Source organism: Pseudoalteromonas phenolica, from assembly GCF_001444405.1.
GTDB lineage: Bacteria > Pseudomonadota > Gammaproteobacteria > Enterobacterales > Alteromonadaceae > Pseudoalteromonas > Pseudoalteromonas phenolica.
On sequence record NZ_CP013187.1, the window covers coordinates 869,844 to 889,228 of the forward strand.

Here is a 19,385-nt window from a genome sequence, read left to right on the forward strand (position 1 = left end):
CAAATTAGTCGGCTTTATAAGTTTTAATTGTTTTGATTTGATGCAACTCTGATTATTGTTCCCAATACGCTTGTTCTAATGAATCTTCGCGTTCTGGTAACCCTCTTGATAAACGAGGAGAGTGCTGTACTAAAACTTCATAGCTAGCACGATTCGCATACTTACTGATCTGAGCTAATGATGAGTAAGTAATCGCTGTGTGTTCGTGTTTTGCTGAATTTGGCACATTCATTTTATGGTATTCGTTGGCTGATAAGTCATGTAATACCGCAGCTAACGCACAGTCGCCCGCGCCATTGGTATTTTTAATTGAATCAGGGCCACCCATATAAGGCGCTGTATGTGCGTAAACTTTAATTGGGTTAACACATGCATCTTTACGCATAGATCGAGAAAATTCATATTGATTGAATTCAGCGATTGCACCAGGCAATAGCGGGTATTCTGTTTCACGTTTGAATTTATCATCAACGTAACCCGCCATTACGAGGCCTTTCGGGCCCGCGGTGCAGATAACAAGATCAACCCAGTCAAGCGCTTTGTCTGCAGCCAATAGCGGATCGCTGAAGCCAGTGATTGCTTCACCTTCTTCTTCGTTCATCGCTAAGATGTCGACATGTTTTTCAACAAACTCAGCCCACCACTTAGGATCTTGTTCGATTAAAAACTTGGTGCCGAGTGATAAAACAACTGGAACATTGGCTTCATTGGCGTACTTAACCGCTTGAATTGTAGCCTCTGTCATCGTCTCATCACCAGATGTACGCATTAGGTAGGCACTAATCACCAGTGCTGAAGCATTTGCAATAAGTTGCTCTGGAATTGACTCAGGCTTTAAGTGATTCATTAAGCCAGGGCTGATCGCGAAAGTACGCTCCCCTGTATCATCAATTAATGTGAAGCATCGGCCAATAGGGCCGTCAACTGGTTGCAAATAATCCAGATCGACTCGGCTAGAGGTATTACATAAAAACTTGTATGCGTAGCTACCAATCTTTATGTTTTCACTCATTACACCAAGCAGTACTGAGCGGTCGTCCGCTAACACCGAGTAATTGTGCATGGTATTACCTATAGTGCCACCTGCAAACTCATAATCGATCATATTCTCGCGTTTAAGACGGTCATATAACGCATTTGTCACCTCACTTTCGATGACTTGTGACATACCTCGTTTCAAACCAAACTCGTCAAGAAATGCTTGATCAACTTTAGCTTCGATATCGACAACGATTTGGTCTATGCCGCAAATGTAACTGCGCTTAAGCCCATCTTCACTACTTATCTGGTCTAGTAGTGGGTCTTTATCTTCCACCGGAAAATAATGTTTATGCCTGCGGCGTCCCGGAAATTTCATGTGTTACCCGTGTGTGTGTACCCAAACTAACTCAAGATACGTGGCTCAGCGAGAATTGATTGGCTTTCAGGCAAGGCATCGATTTGAAGATCTAGTGGACTAAATCGAAAATCGACAACACAGTATGAAAGTCAATCAAGCTCGCCTTTGGAGCGCGTCTTCAGTCCCATTTCTTCGTCAAAGAACTTGGAAAGGACCAGCCAATACGCTGCGTCCTTTTCCTTGAACTGAAACAGAACGCCACGCTCTGAGTCATTTATCTTGAGATTGTTCGGGTATAATAGCTCAAGAAATAAAAAAAGCGGCGAATTATAGCCTAAATACGGGAGCTTGAGCCATGCCAAATCGACAAATATTGCAATTAAATGTGGTATATTTGCGCTTAAACTTCCTAAATAGTAGCAGTAACAGACACTAATGACAGAAATCGAGCAAGATCAATACTGGATGCTAAAGGCGCTAGAATATGCTGATAAAGCTGAGCAACAGAATGAAATTCCTGTTGGGGCCGTGTTAGTGAAAGATGGTGAACTTGTTAGCGCGGGTTGGAATCAGTCTATTTGTAACCATGATCCATCAGCCCATGCTGAGATGATGGCAGTGCGAGAAGCTGGTAAGAAAATCGAGAATTATCGCCTGATTGATTGCACTTTATATGTCACCCTTGAACCTTGCCCTATGTGCGCTGGTTTACTTGTTCACAGTCGAATTAAGCGCTTAGTGTATGGTGCAGCTGATGCAAAAACAGGTTCTGCAGGGTCTATAATGAATATCGTTAGAGAGCCTAAGTTAAACCATCAGTTAGAGGTGACTTCGGGGGTGATGGCTGATCAGTGTGCAGAAAAGTTATCGGCGTTTTTTCGTCGCCGCAGAAAAGAAATTAAAGAAGCGAAAAGGCTAGCAAAACAAGCAGCTCAAGAAGGCTGAGCTGCTGATTCATTTTTTTCTGCCATTTCATCCATTTGCATGATGGCGAACGCTTTTCTTCGATTTAGCACCTTCTTGTGCGAATTTTTAGTCAAAACACGTCTTCGATTTGGTGACGTATGAGAAGTGTTTCGTTTAAATTGGTGAGTACGACGTCTGTTAAGCATCGACACCTCCTAATTGTGAGAGATTAAACCATACCAATGTCTTTGGTACATATATCAAACAACATAACTCTTTACTTAAGAAAATTGATTGATACTACGATTGGCAGAATTACAGGGAATGATTGCAAATATGTGACAACGCGACCGAAAGCGTCACTTTTGTCCGTTTTCTGAATTGAGCGCACCGTTTTCGTCTAACCAAACCAGTGCATCATAATATCGGCGGATGTTATCAACGTATTGAACTGCTACATCCCCGCGTGCATATCCATATCGTGTTTTTCGATAGTAGCGCTTTTTTACCAACAGTGGTAGTCGTTTTTTTACATCGGCCCAACGGCTCGGATCGCCACCTTGTTGCTCAGTAATCTTACGCGCGTCATTCACATGTCCCCAACCCACATTATATGACGCCATAGCGAACCAAACATTGTCTGGATATTGTACGGACTTAGGAACGCGTTTGATCAGTTTACGCAAATAAATAGCCCCCCCTTTTATGTTTTGCTTAGGTTTAAGGCGGTTCTTTACACCCACTTGCTTTGCGGTTGGTTGCGTGAGCATCATTATGCCACGTACCCCTGTGGGGGATTTTGCACGCGGCTTCCACATGGACTCTTGGTAGCTCAATGCGGCCAGTAGTCGCCAGTCAAGTTTGTTTTGTTCTGAGTATTTTTTAAACCATGCTTGATACTTGGGGAGTACTTCCTTCGTGGCTTCCACAAAGGCGAGGGTATTTACATAGTTAAATGTTTCAACATGGCCAAAGTACTTTTCTTCAAGCTCTGCTAATTTTCCATTTTGATTTACTTTGTCAAAAAAAGGCATCAGTAATGCGTATAGCGAGTCATCGGGGTCTTTGCGCATTATCCAACTGATCGAATCTTGTTTTGTGACCGAAAAAGCAATACTGACTTCTGGGTGGTAGCGGCGGAAAAGGGCAAGAGAGTGCGAGTCAGCAATCGTGTAACTAATTTTTTCGTCAATGATGTTTTGTAGTAGCTCTTCTTCATCCACATCATCAACAACATGTATTTCAATATTAGGATAGGCTTTTTTCGCTTCTTGTAAGCTAATTAAGTGATTTGAGCCTGCTAACACAGTAATAGGAGCATCGACTTGTTCAAAACTCCTTGGTCGTCTTGGTCCCTGTTTATAAACTAACTTTTGGCTAATGGCTCGGTAACTTGGACCAAAGCGATAATGCTCGCCACGTTGTGGGTCGTAACTGAGTCCGGCGGCAATAAAATCTAAATCACCACTGTCCAAACGTTGGAAAAGCTCTGGCAAACTATAAAACGGCACGATATTGAGTTTGACGTTAAGTGAGTTTGCAAACGCTTGTGTTAACTCATATTCAAAGCCTTGTTCGCCTTGCTGCGCTTGATAAAAATTAGCAGGCCCCGCCAGGGTGCCTACTTTTAATTCATGCTTTTGTTGCACGCGTTCAAGCTGCGTCATAGGCGGTTTATCACATCCGACTAAAACCCACATAAAAATGATGAGTGTAAGCAATGGTTTTAACTGCATGAAGACAAAGCGTGAGGTTATTAATAAAACTAAACTATCAAAGTTCTGAGTGGATGCAAAATGAGAAATCTAACACTCTGAAGTAAAAGTGTTTTTTTACTCTAATAAAGAACCGAATACGATTTTTGGCAGTTTTATAATTTTACAGTTAAAACTAGCCATGAATTCGACTATAATAGCGGCCCTAAATATCGTTCAATCCTTAACCCCCGGATGAAATAACCTATGTTGATTTTACGTGGTGCGCCAGCACTTTCTGATTTCAAAGTTCAAAAAATCCTTAAAACCTGCTCTGACGCGAATTTACCAGTAACTGGTATTTATGCTGAGTTTATGCATTTTGCAGACTTAACTGCGGAGCTGAGCGAATCGGAATTAGACAAGCTAAATAAACTACTTAAGTACGGCCCAACTATCGCCGAACACGAGCCTCAAGGTGCACTTATTCTAGTAACACCACGTATTGGTACCATTTCTCCGTGGGCATCAAAAGCAACTGACATCGCTAACAACTGTGGCCTAGATAAGGTTCACCGTGTTGAGCGTGGTATTGCTTACTATGTTGAGGGTGAGCTAAGCGCAGAGCAACTAAATGAAGTTGCTAAGCTAGTACACGACCGTATGACAGAGTCTGTTCACAACAGCCTTGAAGATGCAGGTCAGTTATTCCGCGTTGAAGAGCCGCGCCCAATGTCATCAGTAGATATTCTTGGTGGTGGCCGCGAAGCGCTTGCAACAGCAAACGTTGAGCAAGGTTTTGCACTAGCGGATGACGAAATTGACTACCTAGTAGAAAACTTCACTAAGTTAGGTCGTAACCCGAACGACATCGAGCTATTCATGTTCGCACAGGCGAACTCTGAGCACTGTCGTCACAAGATTTTCAACGCCGGTTGGACAATCGACGGTGAAGAGCAGCCTAAGTCGCTGTTCAAAATGATCAAAAACACATTCGAAACGCACCCAGAAAACGTACTGTCTGCTTATAAAGATAACGCAGCGGTAATGAAGGGTTCTAAAGCGGGTCGTTTCTTCCCGAACAAAGAAGGTGAGTACAGCTACAATCAAGAAAACATTGAAATCTTGATGAAGGTTGAAACGCATAACCACCCAACGGCAATTGCACCATTCTCTGGCGCATCGACTGGTTCTGGTGGTGAAATTCGTGACGAAGGTGCAACAGGTCGTGGTTCTAAGCCAAAAGCAGGTCTAGTTGGTTTTACCGTATCTAACCTTCGTATTCCAGGCTTTGAGCAACCGTGGGAAACTAACTTCGGTAAGCCTGGTCGTATCGTTGATGCACTAGATATCATGATCGACGGCCCATTAGGTGGCGCAGCATTCAACAACGAATTTGGTCGTCCTAACCTACTTGGTTACTTCCGTACTTACGAAGAAAAAGTTAACAGCCACAATGGTGAAGAAGTACGTGGTTACCATAAGCCAATTATGCTTGCTGGTGGTCTTGGTAACATTCGTACTGAGCATGTTCAAAAAGGTGAAATCCCTGTAGGCGCTAAGCTAATAGCCCTTGGTGGCCCTGCGATGAACATTGGTCTTGGTGGTGGTGCTGCATCATCAATGGCATCTGGTCAGTCAAACGAAGACTTAGACTTTGCTTCGGTACAGCGTGAAAACCCAGAAATGGAGCGTCGTTGTCAGGAAGTTATCGACAAGTGTTGGCAGCTAGGCGACGAAAACCCAATCGCGTTTATCCATGATGTGGGCGCGGGTGGCCTTTCAAATGCATTCCCTGAGCTAGTAGACGACGGTGGTCGTGGTGGTAAATTCCAACTACGTAATATCCCGAATGATGAGCCGGGCATGGCGCCACACGAGATCTGGTGTAACGAATCACAAGAACGTTATGTACTTGCAGTTGCGGCAGAAGACTTCGCACGTTTTGAAGAAATTTGTAAGCGTGAGCGCGCACAGTACGCGGTAATTGGTGAAGCAACTGAAGAGCGTCATCTAACCGTTGCGGATAGCCACTTTGATAACAACCCTGTAGATCTTCCACTAGAAGTACTACTTGGTAAAGCACCTAAGATGCACCGTGACGTTGAGTCAAAGCAAGTTGAAGGTGAAGCACTAAACACTGACAGCATCGACGTTGAGGAAGCCGCTAAGCGTTTACTTCGTCTACCAACGATTGCTGAGAAAACATTCCTTATCACCATTGGTGACCGTACGGTAACAGGTCTAGTGGCACGTGACCAAATGGTTGGCCCTTGGCAGGTACCAGTAGCAAACTGTGCTGTAACAGCAGCTGCGTTTGACACTTACCACGGTGAAGCCATGTCAATGGGTGAACGCACACCAGCAGCACTTCTAAACTACGGCGCATCAGCACGTTTAGCAGTAGCAGAAGCGTTAACTAACATTGCTGGCGCAAACATTGGCGGTCTTGAGAACATCAAGCTATCTGCAAACTGGATGGCAGCAGCAGGTCACCCAGGTGAAGATGCAGGTCTTTACGAAGCAGTAAAAGCAGTAGGTGAAGAGTTGTGTCCAGCACTTGGTCTAACTATCCCAGTTGGTAAAGACTCAATGTCGATGAAGACGACATGGCAAGATGACGGTGAAGACAAAGCGGTGACAGCGCCACTTTCTCTAGTTATCACTGCTTTTGGCCGTGTAGAAGACATTCGTAAAACAGTAACGCCTCAGCTTCGCACTGACAAAGGTGACTCAAGCCTAATCCTAGTTGATTTAGGTGCAGGTCAAAACCGCATGGGTGCATCAAGCCTTGCACAGGTTTACAAACAACTTGGTGACAAGACACCTGACGTAGATAGCCCAGAGCTATTAAAAGGTTTCTACAACGCAATGCAAGCACTTGTGGTTGATGAGAAGCTACTTGCTTACCATGACCGTTCAGACGGTGGTTTATTCACAACGGTTGCTGAAATGGCATTTGCTGGTCGCACAGGTGTGACTGTAAACCTTGATAGCCTAACAGGCTCTGACATCGAAGCGCTTTATAACGAAGAGCTAGGTGCCGTGATTCAGGTTCGCAACGACGACCTTGCAGCAGTTGAAGCTATTCTTGCTGATAACGGCCTTGCGGCAATCAGCCATACTATCGGTGCACTGAATACTGAAGACAAAGTAATCTTCAACCGTGGTGGCGAAGCAGTACTTGCAAATACACGTACTGAACTACGCACTATTTGGGCTGAAACGACTTATAAGATGCAAGCACTTCGTGATAACCCTGAGTGTGCTAAGCAAGAATTTGATGCGAAATTTGACGAAAAAGATCCTGGTCTTAACGTAAAACTAAGCTTCGATCTAAACGAAGACATTGCAGCGCCTTTCATCGCAACAGGTGCTAAGCCTAAGATGGCAATCCTTCGTGAGCAAGGCGTTAACTCTCACGTTGAAATGGCAGCAGCATTTAACCGTGCAGGTTTTGCAGCGGTAGACGTACACATGAGTGACATCCTTGAAGGACGCCTAACGCTTGAAGAGTTCAAAGGCCTTGTAGCATGTGGTGGTTTCTCTTACGGTGACGTACTAGGTGCTGGTGAAGGTTGGGCTAAGTCAATCCTATTCAATGACATGGCACGCGATCAGTTCCAAACATTCTTTGAGCGTCAAGACACGTTCAGCTTAGGTGTATGTAACGGCTGTCAGATGTTATCTACACTGAAAGAGCTTATCCCAGGCACTGAGCACTGGCCACGTTTTGTAACGAACAAGTCAGAGCGTTTTGAAGCACGTTTCAGCCTTGTTGAAGTACAAGAAAGCCCGTCAGTATTCTTCCAAGGTATGGCAGGCTCTCGTATGCCAATCGCAGTATCTCACGGTGAAGGTCATGCTGAGTTTGCAAACGACGCAGCAGTGAAAGCAGCACTAGAGTCTGGCACAGTAGCCGTTCAGTACGTTGATAACTTTGGTAACCCGACTACGCAATACCCGAACAACCCGAATGGTTCTCCAGAAGGTATCACAGGTATTACATCAACAGACGGTCGCGCAACAGTAATGATGCCACATCCAGAGCGTGTATTCCGCGCAGTCGCTAACTCTTGGCACCCAGATGAGTGGAAAGAAGATAGCCCATGGATGCGCATGTTCCGTAACGCACGTAAGAATGTGGGTTAATAGAGTGAATATGTAGCTCTAAAGAAAAGGTCACTTAGGTGGCCTTTTTTGTTGCCTACAAAAAATGAAATAGTATAGGCAAGGTATCTTTTATAATGGCCTACATCTGATTACATTTTTGCTGATACAAACATCGCAAAACTAGGTAAAATAATGGGGTCTAATTCTTATCACTCAGGGTGCTATGTTTAAAAAGGGATTGCTTTGGGTAAGTGTATTTTTATTCACAGCCCTAATTTGTCTTTATGGATTTAGAAATACACTGGTTGCCAAAGTGGCTTCGCATTATTTAGGCGATGCCAATGTAGAGCTCAGTTGTATTGATTGGTCGCTTACTGGGCTTCGTTCTATCAGGGTTGAGCGGGCATGTATTGAACATTCTACTGCGTCTATTGAATTAATAAATGCAGACATTAACCTGTCAAATGTTGTTTTAGCAGAATTGAATGTTGCGCTAAAGCAAGTAACAGAGACAAGCGCTGAAACGCCTCACCTTAAGTCTCTTAATCTTGTATTACCTGACACTCGTCCATTGTTAAATATCAAAAGAATTCGCTTGTCAGGTTCTCCATTAATAAAGCCTGTAACAATGAGCCTTATTGAACCAAGCCTCAATCAGTTTGAAATAAATGGTGATCTCATTGGCCAACTTACCATATTTAAAAATAAGCTAGCACTTAATCAAATTTCATTAGAAAGTAACGTAATACAAGCTTTTAAACCTGAACAAGTAAAGATGTTAGCAGGTTCGATGAACGCAGTATTTGACGGCCTACAATTACAATTTGATGGTGAGATTGAAGTGCAAGCTGAACACCATTTACCAGAGTGTGCGATGTCAGCAAATGTGCAAGGTGATATTAGCGGTGAAATAGATTTATTGAATCGAGAGGCTGTCGCAGATTTTAACCAGCTTACTAATACAGTAAAGACTCTCTCGTGTTTTGAGGCACTTCAAGCACATTTGCCACAGGGGATTCAAGCTACTGACTTTATAGCCGATCAAGTTACTGTACAATTACCTAGTGTGTTGTCAGTACGTAATAATCTCTTGTCGACTGACCGTGTCATTCTCTCAAACGGCGAGCTAACTCAGGTTCAATTAGAAAATCTAGAAGCCAAAATATTTACTCAGGATTTTAAGTCTCAATTTAGTTTAAAGCATCAAACTGCATTAATTGGCACATTACAGCTAGATGGGCCTGTCGATATCAGAGATGAAGCGTTTCAAAGCCAAATATCGATTAGTTTAATTCAACCTAATGTGCCTACTTTTTTAATTGATAACTCACCTATAAAACAAGCGAATATAAAGCTTGATTCAAACCTTGATGTGAAAGGCAAGCTTGGCGGCGACATGTCATTTAAATCGAGTAACCAGCTTGAACTTCTAAAAGCAGAATTTATCGACGGCCAAGGACAAGCACTTAAACTACCCAAGGTAACACTTAATTTGGATGTAGAGGGCGACCTTTCAGAGCGTATAAATGCGATAGCGGATGGAGAATTGTCACTTTTATCGTTCAATCACCCTTTGCTACAGGGGCGAGATCTTAAAGCAAAATGGCAGTCAAAGCTCATCGATGACGCGATTCAATTTGACGCTGACTGGCAGTTAAAAGGCATTAAGCAAGCCGATAATCAAATTCAAGGTATACAACAAAGCTTGAATTTAAAAGGCAGTATGCAAGATTTTATGAATTCTAGTGTGCTCGCGGTGACAACACACCTTGATGCGATTGCAACTCCAGAACTGCTCGTAGTAGATATGAATATCACTTCTCAAGTTAATTTTAATGAAGGTATACGTTTTGAGCATGATATTGATGTGCTCGACATGAATCTATCGTTTCGCCATGAATTAACGAATAAAGCGCAGCCTTTTCAGCTTGTTATGATTGAACAAGACCTTACCGGTTTACAGCCAGTTTTGGAGGAAATTGCGCCAAAATTAAAAATAGAAACGGGTAGTACCAGCGTTGTGGCAAGTGGTGACTTAGTGTCACAGAATGTTGATTTTGATGTGCAATTTGGCGCATCTGCCTTGTTTGATACGCATTATATAAGTAATGCATCAGGCAAAATTACGGGGCAGGTCAATTCAGGTGTGATTAATATTCCAAAAACTACAGTGACAATTGACGAGTTTCGTTCAGGTGCGGTGCTCACAAACATAACCGCAGATCTTCAGGCTAAAGATAATCAGGCGTGGTTGAGTAGTATTACCGCAGAGGCGTTTGATGGTTTACTTACAGCGGATAAATTCCGACTCACAAAAGCGCCACAACGCATTGAAGCAAAAGCTGAAAACTTAGACTTGGCAATTTTAGCTAAAGCGGGTCGCGAAGCGGGCGTTGAGCTCATTGGGCGAGTGTCGGGTGAATTGCCTATTGAAGTGCGCGATGGCAAAGTGAGTATCACTGAAGGTAAACTTTACAATTTAGGTATGGGCATGTTGAGTGTGTCAGAAAATGCATCAGTGAATGCACTCAAAGCTCAACAGCCGCAATTGAAGACGGTGATTGGTTTACTGGATAATTTAGATATAGATACGCTGCACAGTGATGTGGCATTAACAGAAGACGGCTGGTTAACATTGGGTGTGAATATTAAGGGTGAAAATAAAAGCCAAGCACAGCCAGTGAACTTTAATTACACGCATCATGAAAACATTTACACCTTATTTAAGGCGTTACGATTGAATGATGAAATTAGTCAACAAGTAGAGAAAGCTTTAACTCAATAGGGGAACACCATGAAGTGGATAGCGGCTTTATTCAGTGCCTTAGTGCTTATGGGATGTACGCACAAGGTACAAGTAGAAACCAAAGAACCAATCACCATTAATTTGAATGTAAAAGTAGATCATGAGATCCGAGTAAAAGTAGATAAAGAGCTAGATGACTTATTTAGCGATGACAGTGAGTTATTCTAAGGAGAATGTTATGAAAAAGAGTGTATTTTTATTGCCAATTTTAGCCTTAAGTTTTGCCTTTTCAGCTTTCGCATTAGATTTAACTGCGGCCAAATCTCAAGGGCTGGTAGGTGAAACTGCATCGGGTTATTTAGCTACAGTTAAAAACAGTGCTGATGCAAAAAGCTTGGTTGATTCAATTAATGCTAAACGTAAAGCAAAGTATGAGCAGCTAGCGAAAAAGCATGGTATTACCTTAGCGCAGGTGGAACAACAAGCTGGCAAAAAAGCATTGCAAAAAACAGCCAAAGGCCACTTTGTAAAAGTAAATGGTAAGTGGGTTAAGAAGTAATAGCCTGAAAGCTAAAAGCTAAAAGCTAAAAGCTAAAAGCTAAAAGCTAAAAGCACAGTGAGTAAATAAAATACTCGCCCTGTGCTTTTTTATTGCTTAAATTTTATTTATTCAAACTATTTTCAAAACCGCTGCGACTAACCTTTCAAATACTAATTAACAATGACATCAACAGGAAAGGTGACTGCCATGAAAATTCAAGCCCTCATAACCGTATTAAGCAGCGCAGTTTTAACAGCATGTGTTGCTGCCAATGCTGCACCAGAGAAACAAGCAGACTCAGACTACCGCATCCAAGTATTTAAAGACTGTGAAAAAGTAAAAGATATGCCTATGTCTGACTCACAGATTTCTGCCTATCAGGCACTGCAAAATATCGAAGATACAATGACACGGCTTGAAAAGCCCGTACGCGATATGGATGAAGAGCTAGAAGTGTATCAAGAACAGTTAGAAGAGCTTGCTGATGCGGTGACCTATGAAGATGACAATGTGCTAAAAATAGATAAGCAGAAGTTAAGAGAGCAAAAGCTGTTAGCACGAAAAATAGAGCAAATAGTAAGACATCATGAAGCTGATATTCGTGCAATTGAGAAAGAAGCGAGAAGAATTGAAGCGGCGTCAATGCGTTTTGAACGCGCAATAAAACCGAGTCTTGAAGGCTTAGAACATGATCAAGTACAAATTATTAATCGCAAGACAGCAAAGCCTTATAGATGTTACCAACATGGCTAAATAGCAAGGTATTTTCACAATAAGAAAAGGCCTTAAAAGTTAATTTAAGGCCTTTTGCTGTTAGGGCAGGGAGTCTAGCTGCTAGTTTTAAAACTTATGTTTTTAAGCTTACTTATGCTTTAATTTCTAGCGTCAATTGTTAGTGGGGTTAAGGTAATTTTTGCATTGTTGCTTGCGCCCATATGGTTGCTATAAGTTTGGCCCTCAAATAGTGTATAAAATACATCTAGGTAATCGTCATCATTACTAAACCAGTGGCTTGGCATAGCTTTGATTAACTGATTAGTTAATTGCGGAATAATCGCATAACCTTGTACATTCGGTTCTGGTATTGCGCGCATTACTTGCGTAACAATATCTAAAAACGTCGTCGCCAAGTCTTGATAGTTAGTATTGTCATCTTGCTCCATCAACAAGACATCGGCAGCCTGCCAGCGGTAGCGCTCCCAATGGATCAGAATTTGGTTTGGTGTATAGTCAGTGCCATCATGATCTAGGTATGGCATATCGACGATGTCTAAGATTGGCTCATCACGAGATGGACTTACGCCAGTCACCACCGCATAGACTTCTGCTTTACCAGAGATCCAAGGCTCTTCATCATCATTCAAACGAATCCTATCGAGCTTTGATGTTGAGATAGCTGACGTCTGCACAGTTTGCTGTGTCATAAACTCCGTATCAGGCTGGCTACGTGCTTCCTTAAAAATAGACTGCATAACAGCAAGGCCTTCTTTTTTAACTTGTTGGCCGTCTAATTCTAAGATCAGAACAGGTTGAGAAGGCATAGTATGCGCATCTAGCAAATGTACATTGCCTTGGGCGTCAAATGCTTCAATGTATATCCAATCTTTATCATCGCCTTTAGGTGCAAAAGCAATAAGGGGTTGTTGGCCATCTTGCCATTGCTCAAGCATCTTTTCAGAAGCAAGTCTAAGCTGGTACAAGTTAGAACTTTCTTGCTCCAGGCCTTTTAGAGAACGCGTGCGAACGTTGGCCGTTTGCATCAACTGCCGATTATCTTGAGTTAAATTTAGAGTATTTAATTTTGCGGTGTGATTTTTATTAAGCATGTTTAACCAATGCTTATTGTGCGTGTCTAAATCTCTCGCGACATTGCTTGCCATGACGCGTTTTATATCGGTTACTTGCATTGCGCTACTGTTGTACTGGTCAATCATGTCGAGTTCGGGGTGTGGAGAGAGTGTGCTTGTTGTTTTTACTAGGTCTGCTGAAAAGCTTGAAAAGCTTGCCAATAACGAGCCCATTAAGGCTGATTTAATTAAGTGATTCATAAGATTTCCTTGAAATAATCCGTGTCTATGTTGTTCACAGCACCCATTGAGGTGTAACGATAAAATAGAGTAACAGCTTTACATCGTCAATTTATTTATAACATTTATTTTACAATCTGGTGTTTTAGGAATAAGAGGCTAGACGGAGTCCCTAATAAAAATAGGGTTTTAGTATCAAATTCTGAATTGATAAAATAAATTTCAAATGTAACAAAAGTGTTGTATTTTCATTTTGGATTTATTTAAGGACAATCATTATGACAACACCAAAGACATTTCTGTTATTCAGCGTAAGCCTCACTATGACTTGTGCGTTAAGTTCAACCAATCTCTTGGCAAATGACTTTGCCGCTTTAGATGAAGCATTACCCCCTTCGTACGTTATCAATGGTACAGAACCTATCTTCGATTTTGATGGTGATGGTTGCTTGCCGAGCGCAGGTATAAGCCGTACCGGGCAGCAAAATGCCGGGTTGAAAACATCAGGCAGTTTAGGCGGAAACTGCCGAGATACTTGGTTTCTTAATACCTCTAATACCGTACACCGTTATGCGTGTAAAGATACCCAAAGTGGGCAGTATTGCGCGCATTTCTATGCACTTTATTTTAAAAAAGATCAGGTATTTTCATACTTTGGAGGAGGGCATCGTCATGATTGGGAATATGCAGCTGTATGGACCAAAGATGGATTAGTGACGCACGGAAGTTACAGTGCGCATGGAGACTTATTTACTAAGCCCGCATCTGAACTGCCTATGGAAAATGGCCATTTAAAAGTTGTTTATCACAAAGATGGCATTTTGACTCATGCACTTCGATTTGCCAAAAGCAACGAAATTGCTGAAACAGCATACAATCGCTTCGTAACGCCACCAATTATTAGTTGGTACGAAATGCAGGGGGACGGGATTGATAATCAGGGACTTCGAGATAAGCTGAATCAGTATGACTATGATTCAGCAACTTTGCCTGTAAAAGACAGTCGTTTTTTATATAACTTAAACCGTTTTAAACCTGAAGGTTATCCTATATTTACAGAACAAGATGCGCTGAGCTCTAAACAAAAGTAATTTGATCATAAGAAAGGGAAGCGTGTTGCTTCCCTTTCGTACTAATATTGTCTCATACATATTTCATCGATTGCTGAATAACAATTTCTTCCTGTGGGACAGCCTAAGAATGCTGCGGTATCACACCCTAAGGAGTAACAATCCCCTTGAGTTGCAGTACCCCCAGCTACTTGAGGTGTTTGATTATTCGCAATTGTTTTTGCATCTGTATTTAGTTGTTTCATGGTTTTCTTTTGTAACTTAATTTTCATCTTATTTTCCTTGTTTTAATCAAGCTTGTTTACTATGTCATCTAAATTGGTATATGTAAATTTAATGTTATAATTTGTGCTTTTGTCCTTAGAAGGTATGATCTGAATATGTACCATCAAGCGTAAATATTTGCTTTGAGTTGCTACCTTTTTCTGTTGTAGTAATGGTTAACTTTTCATTTTGAGATAAGCTATTTAACAGTGATGTATGTATAGAAACCTCATTATTAAAAGGGAGTAAGAACTTACCGATGACAACAATTTGCTCAATTTGATTGTTGTTCACATCATGGCTTCGCTGTGGTGCTAGCATTGCACCGCTTAAAAACGTTTTTTGGTTATTACTTTTTAAATATAATGAATCAGTAATATATTTAATCATTGCTTTTTGCTGAGACTTAATTTCCTTGAAAGTAAGTGCTTTGTCGCTGTTCTTATCAAAGTGGGTGAAAGCTGATACAGGCAAAGACAAAACTAAATACCCTCCAGATGGATCGAAATTTAACGTGCCTTTGTTAGGTGCCATCAAATGAGCTTGAATGTTATTGCTAAAAGCACTCAGTAAAATTCCAATGAGTGCAAAGCACAATTTGAGTTTCATAGTCATATTTAACCTCTTATAGCTCGCCTTTTACACAGCGTTGAAAATATGGATACGAATCTGTGGCGTAGTAATGATAAATACCTTCAGGGAACTCAGGTGTCACACCAAAGCGGCCGTTACATTCGTCTAGGTCTCCTGAGCCTGCTACATATTGCCAGTCTTCTGCAAAGGTGCCCAATGGGTAAACTTCGACAGATGGGCGGTTGGTGCTAATATTTTCAATCAACTGATAGCTGCCAGTAATGACTTTTATTGCCGAGCTTGCGTTGTCTGCTTCGCTATATCCATACCTTGCATAAATAGGAAAGCCATCGGCCGCCCAACCAATTAAGGTCATTGTGGTGTTATTACCACCCCTCAATGTTATAAACCCCTCTGGCATACCATGATAATGATAGGCTCCACTAGGCTGAACATGAGCGTTATTGTCGTCAGTGCCGAAGTTAAAACTGGTTTGTCCTAAAGCTTCAATATGCCAATTACCTTCATTGCCAATTAGGCTGCAGTTATTACCAGAATCATCACAGGTGCCAGCAGTATTGGCATCAATCTTTACGCCATTTAAAACATAGCCAGTTGCACCTCGGGGTCCTCCTAAAGTACTTGCTGTTGTACTTTCATTGGGAGTGAGCGTATAAGCTATAGAAACGTTTTGCTCGCTGATTTCATTCGGGTTATTTGCATTTGGAAATTGTCCGGTCATATGGTCTGGTAAGCCATTGGCAGTTAGTAAGCGACTGCTTCCGTTGCATGACCACTGGGCGTTACTGGTGGCTTGGACTGAATCTGAGCTATTGTACTCGTTGTAATAATAATCACATAACACGCCATCGGTTGACCCATCAATTACAGGCGGATTATTGTCGGTATCAGTATCAGTATCAGTATCAGTATCAGTATCAGTATCAGTATCAGTATCAGTATCAGTATCAGTATCAGTATCAGTATCAGTATCAGTATTAGTATCAGTATTAGTATCAGTGTCGGTATCAGAAGAAGCGTTGTTATCTGAGTCTGCTGTACTGTTAGAGTCACTGGTTGAGTGGGTTTCTGCGATGATTTCGCTATCAGTATTACTGTCAGAGCTACCACAACCAAAAAGTGTGAAAGTAGTTGAGAGTATTAATAGATGTGCAGGCGCTATGAAGTTTACTTGTTTCATCACACTCACTCCTATTGGTCAAGTTTCGATTGGATTGTGATTTAACTTTAGAACTCAATTGTGCAGTAAATGTGCACAAAGTGTCAGTCTTTTGAAAAGTAATGATAGACACTTAGTGTAGATTATATTTAGCCAAGTTTATCTTTAAGTTGTGCATATTGATAATAGCCCCATTGGCCAAAGCGTCTGAAGCTAGGAAATGGTAAATAAGGTAAGGGCGTTTGGTATAAAGGTAAATTTGGCACTGTGACTCCCGCAATTTGTTGCGCCAACCTGTATGCAGCTTGTGCGCTAAAAGAGACGCCTGCTCCGCAATAACCTAGGGTGTAACCAATGTTTCCTTGCACTGTGACGTGGGGCATATCATCTAGCGCAGCGGCAATATAACCATGCCAATAATAGTCGTGACAGACATTGCTGAGGGTTGGGAAGCAATCAGCGAGGCCTTTCTTTAGGTTGTTTAAGTAGGTTGGTTTATTTTGATCTTTTGCAAAGATTGCGCCACGGCCACCAAATAACAAGCGATTATCAGGCAATAAACGGTAATAATACTTTAGCGTGCGCGTATCCATCGTCACTTGGCGGGTTTTTAACCCAGCGCTTTGAAGTTGCGCTTGGGCGAGCGGTTTTGTCACCATTATGCTACTTAGGATCGGCAGATAACGATTGTTAATAACTGGCGAAGTCACCTTACTATTATAAGCATTCCCTGATATCACCAATTTATTGGTTTTGATATTAAAGCCATTAGCTTTAAGGGTCACATGGCTACCTGTGTCGTTAATATCGCTTGCCAGTGTGTGCTCAAATATTTTAACGCCTGCCTCCATGGCCATTTTTTTATAACCCAGCACTAATTTAAGTGGATGAATACCAAACCCATCGGGCAAACGCATGGCGCCATAGGCTTGTTTGTTGTGCATATAGCCAGCTTTTAACTCTTCTACTGACAAAAATTCAGCATCACTGGAGAGATGTTTTTGTAAGTATTCAGCTTGTGCTTTAAGACCTGCAAAGGCCTGCTGATTATGCGCTATTTTTAGATAGCCTTTGGGTTGCGGGTCACAGGCTATCTGTTGGCTTTTAATGAGATCTTCAACCCGTTGCACTGCTTCTGTAAATTCGCCATAAATGCCTTGGCAAACATCCATGCCCCATTTATCCGCCATTTGCGGGTAGCTCAAACGTCCCGAGCCTTTTAGCACAAACCCCGCATTGCGCGCACTGGCACCAAAGCCGACTTGATTTGCTTCAAGCACAATGCACTCTTGCTGATGCTCAGTTGCTAAGTAATAGGCACTAAGCAAACCGCTAAAACCGCCGCCAATGATAACGACATCGCAATTTGTGTCAGATGTGATAGCTGGCAGTAATTCAGGCAATGATTGGGTACTGGCCCAATAACTTGGGGCGAAGGCTTGGTTTTGGCAGTCTTGTGCGCTAATAGGGTCGTAATATTTGCTCATGATTTATTGTTGTTTGAAGAATAAAAGCGCTGATCAGTGTATTACTTGAAAGGAGAGAAGTAAAAGGCCACGAATGTGGCCTTTATTTAATGCTTAGTTTAGTGATGCATCTAAATCTATATATACGTAATTACTAAATTTATCTTTTGTAAGGTGCTTACCTTGGGCTATTTCTTCAAGTAAACCATCTACACTTTTCTTATCTGTAGGGTTGCCAGCATAACCATATAAAAAGATATCAAGTTGCTCAAGAGTCGCGTTTCCTTCAGGTTCTGGGAATACAGAGCCAAATGATAAATCTGGTACTTTACCACTGATATAGCCTCTGATATTCATATCAAATCGTGTCTCAGCTGCATCATCAACTAAGAAGCTAAAATCAATTTCGGTATTTGTTAGGCGATCATCAACAGAGGTAAAGTCGTAACTCAAGTCGCTGGCATTAGCAAAGGCCACAATATCAGCACTTAGGCCTGCAGATATGATGGGTAATTCTGTAAGTTCAAGTGAGCCATCATTTTTTATTCTACTTCGTGCTTGGCTTCTCATGCGAACGTTTACATCGCCCACATAGCTATCCTCGTCAAAGTATTGTCTGTAAAAGTTATGTTCTGTTAATGTCGGAAAAATAAATACAGGTGTAAGTTGTTCGACTTGTCTATGTTGATAGAATTTAAACGCGTGTATTTCTTCGAAATATCCAGCAGTCGTAATGTACTCAGTTCCTGCGCTGACTTGATGGTCTACCCAGACACCTTGGTCGGCAAAGTCAGCATCAGTAAGCTTGATTGTTTTTGTATCTGTTGGCAAAGCCATGATAGTAGCCTTGGCTTCATTTGAATCGTTTGCGACAACGGAGAAGTAAATGTCTTCATCAGTACATACCCTTACAGTGTCAGTAACCGAGCTAAAATAACCTGCATAAAGTGAGTAGCCTGTTTCCATATACGTTAGTTCACTTGTGTCTAGCGTATAAGTTTCACAACCGCAATCAGATTTGAACTGATTAAAATAAAACTTACCAAGGTTGGTTCTGTTTTCTATATCTAAAACGGTGCGAATTTTTTTATACTCGCCGTCATCATACTCAACTTCATCACCTAATACTGAAACGTGTTTCGTGTCTTTTGGTACTTCACCTGAAAACACGCCTTCAGCATTGGTTTTGGCTGTGCCTACAGGTTTACCTGCTTCGTTGTGGAAAACAATATCGGTTGAATAAGGTGTCTCGGTTTGGCAAGAGTATGTGTAGGCCTCCAATGATATCTTTTGAAGTGGTGTAGTTACGCCACCACCTGAACCGGGGCCTTTTTCAGTAGTGTCTTCACCAGATGAACCGCCGCCACACGCTGTTAAAGTAAGTGTTAATGCTGCCGCAAGAGGAGTGAGTAGATATTTTTTCATTACTTATCTTACATTTTGTTTTTATTGAATAAATTATCTCA

Annotated in this window: 16 protein-coding genes; 7 read left to right on the top strand and 9 right to left on the bottom strand. The window is 41.8% G+C overall.

Going from position 1 to position 19,385, the window contains the following annotated elements; all coding sequences use genetic code 11:
- Nucleotides 1-52 precede the first annotated feature (52 nt).
- Nucleotides 53-1,357, bottom strand: coding sequence for an inosine/guanosine kinase (locus PP2015_RS03885; RefSeq protein ID WP_058029029.1), 1,305 nt, complete (start codon nucleotides 1,355-1,357; stop codon nucleotides 53-55).
- Nucleotides 1,358-1,774: 417 nt separating this feature from the next.
- Between PP2015_RS03885 and tadA the strand changes: the two genes are divergently transcribed.
- Nucleotides 1,775-2,284 carry a tRNA adenosine(34) deaminase TadA gene (gene tadA, locus PP2015_RS03890; RefSeq protein WP_058029030.1) on the top strand — a complete coding sequence of 170 codons (510 nt, stop codon included), beginning with the start codon at nucleotides 1,775-1,777 and terminating at the stop codon, nucleotides 2,282-2,284.
- Here tadA and PP2015_RS03895 read toward each other — a convergent pair.
- Nucleotides 2,272-2,451: a hypothetical protein gene (locus tag PP2015_RS03895; RefSeq protein WP_058029031.1), complete on the bottom strand. Its 180-nt coding sequence runs from the start codon at nucleotides 2,449-2,451 to the stop codon at nucleotides 2,272-2,274. The genes tadA and PP2015_RS03895 overlap by 13 nt on opposite strands.
- A gap of 153 nt (nucleotides 2,452-2,604) precedes the next feature.
- Nucleotides 2,605-3,981 carry a membrane-bound lytic murein transglycosylase MltF gene (mltF, locus tag PP2015_RS03900; RefSeq protein ID WP_058029032.1) on the bottom strand — a complete coding sequence of 459 codons (1,377 nt, stop codon included), beginning with the start codon at nucleotides 3,979-3,981 and terminating at the stop codon, nucleotides 2,605-2,607.
- A 225-nt stretch (nucleotides 3,982-4,206) separates the two neighbouring features.
- On the opposite strand from mltF, the gene purL reads away from it, so the two are divergent.
- The 5 genes from purL to PP2015_RS03925 all read left to right on the top strand — a co-directional run bounded on the left by purL (nucleotide 4,207) and on the right by PP2015_RS03925 (nucleotide 12,092).
- Complete coding sequence (gene purL / locus PP2015_RS03905) at nucleotides 4,207-8,091, top strand: phosphoribosylformylglycinamidine synthase (RefSeq protein WP_058029033.1); 3,885 nt, start codon at nucleotides 4,207-4,209, stop codon at nucleotides 8,089-8,091.
- A 184-nt stretch (nucleotides 8,092-8,275) separates the two neighbouring features.
- Nucleotides 8,276-10,837 carry an intermembrane phospholipid transport protein YdbH family protein gene (locus tag PP2015_RS03910; protein WP_058029034.1) on the top strand — a complete coding sequence of 854 codons (2,562 nt, stop codon included), beginning with the start codon at nucleotides 8,276-8,278 and terminating at the stop codon, nucleotides 10,835-10,837.
- 9 nt (nucleotides 10,838-10,846) lie between these two features.
- Nucleotides 10,847-11,026 carry a YnbE family lipoprotein gene (locus PP2015_RS03915; RefSeq protein WP_058029035.1) on the top strand — a complete coding sequence of 60 codons (180 nt, stop codon included), beginning with the start codon at nucleotides 10,847-10,849 and terminating at the stop codon, nucleotides 11,024-11,026.
- 10 nt (nucleotides 11,027-11,036) lie between these two features.
- Nucleotides 11,037-11,357 carry a YdbL family probable chaperone protein gene (locus PP2015_RS03920; RefSeq protein ID WP_058029036.1) on the top strand — a complete coding sequence of 107 codons (321 nt, stop codon included), beginning with the start codon at nucleotides 11,037-11,039 and terminating at the stop codon, nucleotides 11,355-11,357.
- A 189-nt stretch (nucleotides 11,358-11,546) separates the two neighbouring features.
- Nucleotides 11,547-12,092, top strand: coding sequence for a hypothetical protein (locus tag PP2015_RS03925; RefSeq protein ID WP_058029037.1), 546 nt, complete (start codon nucleotides 11,547-11,549; stop codon nucleotides 12,090-12,092).
- A gap of 119 nt (nucleotides 12,093-12,211) precedes the next feature.
- Here PP2015_RS03925 and PP2015_RS03930 read toward each other — a convergent pair whose 3' ends face one another.
- The gene (locus PP2015_RS03930) at nucleotides 12,212-13,387 is read right to left on the bottom strand and encodes a DUF3103 family protein (protein ID WP_058029038.1); all 1,176 of its coding nucleotides are present in this window, start codon (nucleotides 13,385-13,387) and stop codon (nucleotides 12,212-12,214) included.
- 257 nt (nucleotides 13,388-13,644) lie between these two features.
- Between PP2015_RS03930 and PP2015_RS03935 the strand changes: the two genes are divergently transcribed.
- The gene (locus tag PP2015_RS03935; protein ID WP_058029039.1) at nucleotides 13,645-14,457 is read left to right on the top strand and encodes an NPP1 family protein; all 813 of its coding nucleotides are present in this window, start codon (nucleotides 13,645-13,647) and stop codon (nucleotides 14,455-14,457) included.
- Nucleotides 14,458-14,498: 41 nt separating this feature from the next.
- Here the strand turns inward: PP2015_RS03935 and PP2015_RS03940 are convergent, their stop codons facing one another.
- The 5 genes from PP2015_RS03940 to PP2015_RS03960 form a co-directional block, all read right to left on the bottom strand.
- Nucleotides 14,499-14,708, bottom strand: coding sequence for a hypothetical protein (locus PP2015_RS03940; RefSeq protein WP_058029040.1), 210 nt, complete (start codon nucleotides 14,706-14,708; stop codon nucleotides 14,499-14,501).
- Nucleotides 14,709-14,796: 88 nt separating this feature from the next.
- The gene (locus PP2015_RS03945; protein WP_058029041.1) at nucleotides 14,797-15,315 is read right to left on the bottom strand and encodes a hypothetical protein; all 519 of its coding nucleotides are present in this window, start codon (nucleotides 15,313-15,315) and stop codon (nucleotides 14,797-14,799) included.
- A gap of 10 nt (nucleotides 15,316-15,325) precedes the next feature.
- On the bottom strand, nucleotides 15,326-16,474 hold the full coding sequence (locus PP2015_RS03950; protein WP_083496510.1) for a YHYH protein: 1,149 nt from the start codon (nucleotides 16,472-16,474) through the stop codon (nucleotides 15,326-15,328).
- Between the two features lie 128 nt (nucleotides 16,475-16,602).
- Nucleotides 16,603-17,940 carry an NAD(P)/FAD-dependent oxidoreductase gene (locus PP2015_RS03955; protein WP_058029042.1) on the bottom strand — a complete coding sequence of 446 codons (1,338 nt, stop codon included), beginning with the start codon at nucleotides 17,938-17,940 and terminating at the stop codon, nucleotides 16,603-16,605.
- Nucleotides 17,941-18,033: 93 nt separating this feature from the next.
- Nucleotides 18,034-19,344 (bottom strand): hypothetical protein, encoded by a 1,311-nt coding sequence (locus tag PP2015_RS03960; protein WP_058029043.1) that lies wholly within the window; start codon nucleotides 19,342-19,344, stop codon nucleotides 18,034-18,036.
- Nucleotides 19,345-19,385: the final 41 nt, after the last annotated feature.

Bases quoted from the DNA above. Each gene is read 5' to 3' on its own strand.
- PP2015_RS03885 (WP_058029029.1), bottom strand. From the start codon at position 1,357: ATGAAATTTCCGGGACGCCGCAGGCATAAACATTATTTTCCGGTGGAA.
- tadA (WP_058029030.1), top strand. From the start codon at position 1,775: ATGACAGAAATCGAGCAAGATCAATACTGGATGCTAAAGGCGCTAGAA.
- PP2015_RS03895 (WP_058029031.1), bottom strand. From the start codon at position 2,451: ATGCTTAACAGACGTCGTACTCACCAATTTAAACGAAACACTTCTCAT.
- mltF (WP_058029032.1), bottom strand. From the start codon at position 3,981: ATGCAGTTAAAACCATTGCTTACACTCATCATTTTTATGTGGGTTTTA.
- purL (WP_058029033.1), top strand. From the start codon at position 4,207: ATGTTGATTTTACGTGGTGCGCCAGCACTTTCTGATTTCAAAGTTCAA.
- PP2015_RS03910 (WP_058029034.1), top strand. From the start codon at position 8,276: ATGTTTAAAAAGGGATTGCTTTGGGTAAGTGTATTTTTATTCACAGCC.
- PP2015_RS03915 (WP_058029035.1), top strand. From the start codon at position 10,847: ATGAAGTGGATAGCGGCTTTATTCAGTGCCTTAGTGCTTATGGGATGT.
- PP2015_RS03920 (WP_058029036.1), top strand. From the start codon at position 11,037: ATGAAAAAGAGTGTATTTTTATTGCCAATTTTAGCCTTAAGTTTTGCC.
- PP2015_RS03925 (WP_058029037.1), top strand. From the start codon at position 11,547: ATGAAAATTCAAGCCCTCATAACCGTATTAAGCAGCGCAGTTTTAACA.
- PP2015_RS03930 (WP_058029038.1), bottom strand. From the start codon at position 13,387: ATGAATCACTTAATTAAATCAGCCTTAATGGGCTCGTTATTGGCAAGC.
- PP2015_RS03935 (WP_058029039.1), top strand. From the start codon at position 13,645: ATGACAACACCAAAGACATTTCTGTTATTCAGCGTAAGCCTCACTATG.
- PP2015_RS03940 (WP_058029040.1), bottom strand. From the start codon at position 14,708: ATGAAAATTAAGTTACAAAAGAAAACCATGAAACAACTAAATACAGAT.
- PP2015_RS03945 (WP_058029041.1), bottom strand. From the start codon at position 15,315: ATGACTATGAAACTCAAATTGTGCTTTGCACTCATTGGAATTTTACTG.
- PP2015_RS03950 (WP_083496510.1), bottom strand. From the start codon at position 16,474: ATGAAACAAGTAAACTTCATAGCGCCTGCACATCTATTAATACTCTCA.
- PP2015_RS03955 (WP_058029042.1), bottom strand. From the start codon at position 17,940: ATGAGCAAATATTACGACCCTATTAGCGCACAAGACTGCCAAAACCAA.
- PP2015_RS03960 (WP_058029043.1), bottom strand. From the start codon at position 19,344: ATGAAAAAATATCTACTCACTCCTCTTGCGGCAGCATTAACACTTACT.